The 333-nt window shown below is 51.4% G+C and carries 1 protein-coding gene; it reads right to left on the reverse strand.

All coding sequences use genetic code 11. The features are described from left to right. Positions 1-223 (reverse strand): hypothetical protein (locus AAEY83_RS13510; RefSeq protein ID WP_351059576.1); only part of this gene is annotated, 223 nt, incomplete at its 3' end. Positions 224-333 lie beyond the last annotated feature (110 nt).

Consider the following 333-nt stretch of genomic DNA (forward strand, 5'->3'; position numbering starts at 1 on the left):
GGTCTCTTGCGTAGTTTTCTGGCGCGTAACAGTAATATGGGGAAAACGGCTGATAGTGCGCTTCGGCGGTGACGCTAAAATTCGCAGGGATGTCCATGTTCAGTGTTGCCGAACTGGAGAACGAGTTGCATCCAGTTCCAAATATTATGAAGCTGGCCAATAACAAAGCGCGGATCGAGTGCGTTGCAGTGGCGAAGTTTAACTTGGGGGATAACGAGAGCATCGGTACTTCCTTGTTGACTGATTAAGTTAAATGAACGAATCAATATCCAGCTGAAACGGCGCGCCAACCGCATGCCCACCGGTCATCGCGGCGATAGCGGCGTCGTGGTC

The sequence above is a fragment of the Psychrobacter sp. TB20-MNA-CIBAN-0197 genome, from assembly GCF_040309765.1.
Lineage (GTDB): Bacteria > Pseudomonadota > Gammaproteobacteria > Pseudomonadales > Moraxellaceae > Psychrobacter > Psychrobacter submarinus.